This is a genomic window from Oleiphilus sp. HI0125 (genome assembly GCF_001635355.1).
The window spans coordinates 1-1,125 of record NZ_LWGF01000040.1; the positions used below are offsets into that span (position 1 = coordinate 1).

Here is a 1,125-nt window from a genome sequence, read left to right on the forward strand (position 1 = left end):
ATTCTGAAAATCTTCGTAGAAATAACGAACGAAAATATCATCGTTTTCTAAAGACAAGTCACCACCCAAGCGATATGTGTACCTCTCCACTTCTTCAGTTTTCTCGGTTTGAAGACGGGCTGGAGCCGCGCCTGTAGAAGGCGTATTAAGATCCTCAGTATAGGTAGCAAAAGATGTAAAAATACGTGCATTATCGACCGGTGAAAAACCAATCTCAGCGCTTGTATTTAATCTCGTACCCGAAGGGCCTTGTTTATCCCAAGTTGCTACATCTGTCGTAAAACCATCACTATCTCGAACGTCATAACTGAACTCTAAATCAAACGCTTCCTCTTTGTAACTTAGCCAACCAGCGCTCGAGCGAACGGCGGCATCTAGCTGGTTGTCGGATACATTCTGCTCTCCGTAACTACCTACATCTCCCTTTACGGTATATGACAATCCGCCAGCGGGATCAGTCGTAATGACATTAACCACTCCTCCAATTGCGTTGCTGCCGTATAAAGCGGAAGTAGCCCCCTTGACGATTTCAATTTGCTCGACATTAGCAAGACCAATTTGAGTTAAGTCAGTACCAGAATTCGTACTTTGGGAGACGCGCTCACCATCGATTAAAACAATGACTCGTTTAGCATCGACACCCTGCATCCATACCTCAGAGCCTGACTTACCATGGATCGACTTAATCAAAAGCCCTGGCACATCTTTAATCGCCTCACTTAGATCACGTGCATTTTTTAGCACTATCTCCTCGCGCGAAATCACCTCTACACGCACTGGCGATTCGAGAAGCAATTTCTCAGTTCTAGAGCCTGTAATGACAACAGTTTCTGCTTGAAAGGAATCTGTCTTGACTTCAGTTTGTGTCGTCTCAGCCGTGGTTACCGTGCTACACACAGACAACATACTTGCAGCAGTAAGGGATAACGTCTTATTCATTTATGTGATTACTTACTCTTTATAACGCTCAAACCGAATCTAAGCGCGTGGTATTAATTTTAGAGGGCGCGAGATTACCAACTAAACAAGGAAGTATCAATACAAATGCAAATCATTCTTATTTGTTTTTCTATTACCAACTAGGGAACAACCTTTTTACCCGCACCAATGCCACAACACCCCACT

At 43.7% G+C, this 1,125-nt stretch carries 1 protein-coding gene; it reads right to left on the bottom strand.

Going from position 1 to position 1,125, the window contains the following annotated elements; all coding sequences use genetic code 11:
* Positions 1-939: TonB-dependent siderophore receptor (locus A3762_RS00805; RefSeq protein WP_231878685.1), on the bottom strand; the 939-nt coding region annotated here is incomplete at its 3' end.
* Positions 940-1,125 lie beyond the last annotated feature (186 nt).